Below are 3,283 nucleotides of genomic sequence, written 5' to 3'. Positions count from 1 at the left end.
GATTACGTTTAATACATTGTGTTCGCCTCCATCATTATTCTTGAGTTTGCCTATCACGGACACTGTATCACCAATTTTTAGATAACTACAAACATCACAAATACTATTCCACAAATGTATGTTATGAATAGTCCTGTTAATTCTCATTTCGCCAGCTTTATTTGTTGTAGGAATTTCAGTTACGACTTCTAAAGTACGAAACCGTGTACCGTCTGTATTTAAGTGATAATTAGGAATAGATTTGATTACCCCTATTATACTAACAAAATTCTGATGTTCTATCATTTTGCGACTCTAACCGGCAAACCATAACATCTACAATTAACATTTTCGCTTGCTACCGAACCACCGCCTGGCGTTTCCATTCTATCACCATTGACATTAAATAAACCGTCTTCACCTGCCAAAGTACCATCCATTGCATCATGCGATGGTCTTACAACGCCGTCTCTTTGAGTTAACCACATAAAAGCATATCCTTTTGAGTTCCATACCAACTTTTGACCTTGACCGCTTGTATAAGTAGTGGTAGTTTGTGCAATTAGTTTAGAGCGGCTTTCACTAAACACGTCTTTGAATTTATAACTTAATTTTTCTTTGAATATATCTAATAGTTCTTGTTTAGAAGCCGTTGGGTTAATTTCAACTATTTTGGCAATTTCTCTTTGAAGCTCTTGCTCAATCGTGCCTAATGATGTCGTAATTTTATCTGTTGTATTTTTACTTAATTTAGCTATTTGTTTTTCATAATCGGTAAGTACAATAGATTCGTTTATATCTTTAGCAGAACGCCTAAAAACCGCTTTAATAAATTTACTTGTTATTGGATTAGTATTCAATGTTAAAATCTTAACCCATTTTTCTAAGTCAAATAACTTAATGTTTTCAACTTGCGTAACACGTTTTAATTTGCGTGACGGGAACGTTGTAACTTCAATAGTAGGGATATTGTCATAACACTTACTTAGATTGTTATTGTCTAATATTTCTTCTTGTAAGTCTAAGAATGTATCACTAATGATTTTAATATATTGCAATTCATACTTATTATTGAAAGTATTTAACGCTTTCCAATATAGTTTTTTTACAAGTTCGTCTGTATTACTCATAATAGATTTTTTTTTTAACATCAATTCTATTTCTTGTAATGATGTGTTTTCGTCAAATGTAAGTCCCGTATCAATTGCGGGCGGATTGTGAACGTCCTCTAACTTCGTGTAACCGGTTTTGATTAGCCTTATATCACCGTTCTCAATTTCTGCGTATCCACGCTCCAAACGGATTTCATTCTGTGATTTGATACCCCTATCAAAATCTGATTCATTCTGTTTTAATTCAAATTCAGGGTCTAATAAACTGTATTTATCGTAATTGAGTTCAAAGTCTGGTTCGTATTGTTTAAAGTGTTTTGTAAATTCTTCTTTAATCATTTCGGCATAAGGATATACAGTACCCTCATAATACATTTCTTTAACTGTTATTGATGTTGTGCGACTAAGTAATTTGCCTAAAATCATATCCTTAGCAACACCCATAATAGCACATATTTCGTCCACCATTTCAGAGTAATTGACATCATTTGCCGTTGTCGCATTTGTACCGGCTGTTAAGTTTGCAATATCCATTCCAAAAGGAATATAAGTTTTTGGTCTAAATGCTTCCGGTACTTTGTTGCGAACATTTTCGAGGAAGTTGCTCAACTGTGTCGTGTCAAATTCCTGCGTAGCTTTTAAGATATAAGGCTCTGAACCTTCACGTGTCATATAATCACGTGCAAATATCTTTTTTTCCCCTGCAGTTAATATCGTGTCCATAGCGGCATTTATCTTAACCGGTACGCCGTCGAACAAGCTGCTTTCAAATCTATCTAAACTTAATGTTTTTATGTATATCATATTTTCAGGTAATATCTCTAATGTTTTACCATTGCCGTTGAATATGAATTTTTCTATCATTTTATCGCTTGAAGTCTGTATCGTAACATTTTCAGTCCTAAGAAAATACATTGCATAAGGCAATTTTTCTGCCGGGACCCAAACAAATGCTTTACCGGTTCTTTGGATACTATCTGAAATAATTCTTTTAAGAGTGTTGAATGAATACAATTGATTGACGTGGTTAAACAGATAATTAATCCAATGGTCTTGAGGGTATGGAACATAACCGTCATTAGTTAATTTTTCAGGGTAAAAATTTAATTGACTAACATAATTGTTAGTGGTATTGATACACGCAAAGACCCAACCGCCGAAAATTTTGACTTTTTTGGGATTGTCTATCATTACACTACTAAAAAGATTATTAAACGAGCTTATAGTTGTTAAATACTGTGCTAAGTCGTTTTCTTTTTTCTCTAATAATTCATTTACTTGCTGTTTGTTTAGCAAGTTATCGACGTCTATCCCACTTATCTTTTCAGCTAAAAATCTTTGAACTTTATTCATTTTTCGTACTCATTTTTTTTTCTAACACGAAAATAACAATAAATATTTTATTGTAAACTAATTTATATCATAATCATATCACCCAACTCAATTCCTTTATTCATAAAAGCATAAACAGAAGCGTCAACTTGGTCATCGTGTTTATCTTTAATACCTGTAAAACTCTGCATTTCTTCTATGTAATCACTTAACCAATTGTTTGGATATATTTCAGGGTTTGGAACTAAGACATTACCTAAATTCCATTGACTGCTAAAATCTGTTGCACGTGCTACTTTGTCCTGTGTCGGATTAATCCGTTTTATACGGTTATAACCTAACTTAGATTCAACCATATCACAAATAGCTTTTTGAACTCCGTTATTTTCCATTGCAATTTTACTTACATACTTGTTATAAAGGTTTTGCAGTATATCAATTGAGTAGTTAAATTCTTTTTGCCACCTTATGACATCTAATATATAATACTTCTGATTAGCTACTGCAATTACGACGGCAACGGAATAATCACTTTTGGTACGTTCTGAGTATGCCAAATCCACACCGATTTGTACTTTATATTCAGACGGCAAAGAATTATAGAATGTTACATCTTTGAATATAGCATTTCCACGTGAAATTGGTAAACCTTGATATAAGCTCTGCCACGTGTACTCATTTGAACGTCGTATTTCGTCGTAATAATCATATCCAAACTCATCCCATAGTGGAGTGTCAATTTCTTTTTGATGTGATTCCGGACTTCCATAAGCGTCTAACCCGTCGTACAAAGCAGGGAGTCTAATATGTGTCATATTATATTTAGTATCTATCAAACGCCCTATTAAGTCATCTCTCTT

The 3,283-nt window shown here is 33.2% G+C and carries 3 protein-coding genes; all 3 read right to left on the bottom strand.

The annotated features are described in order from the left end of the window. Positions 1-285: single-stranded DNA-binding protein (locus M0R38_13195; protein MCK9482691.1), on the bottom strand; the 285-nt coding region annotated here is incomplete at its 3' end. After that, positions 282-2,444: a phage portal protein gene (locus tag M0R38_13190; protein MCK9482690.1), complete on the bottom strand. Its 2,163-nt coding sequence runs from the start codon at positions 2,442-2,444 to the stop codon at positions 282-284. The genes M0R38_13195 and M0R38_13190, both read right to left, overlap by 4 nt. 62 nt (positions 2,445-2,506) lie before the next feature. After that, a partial coding sequence (gene terL / locus M0R38_13185; GenBank protein ID MCK9482689.1) for a phage terminase large subunit occupies positions 2,507-3,283 on the bottom strand: 777 nt, incomplete at its 5' end.

The organism is Bacteroidia bacterium, from assembly GCA_023228875.1.
Lineage (GTDB): Bacteria > Bacteroidota > Bacteroidia > NS11-12g > UBA955 > JALOAG01.
Note: the sequence above shows the minus strand (reverse complement) of the source record. Positions and strands in the feature narration are given on the sequence as shown.

Bases quoted from the DNA above. Each gene is read 5' to 3' on its own strand.
- M0R38_13190 (MCK9482690.1), bottom strand. From the start codon at position 2,444: ATGAATAAAGTTCAAAGATTTTTAGCTGAAAAGATAAGTGGGATAGAC.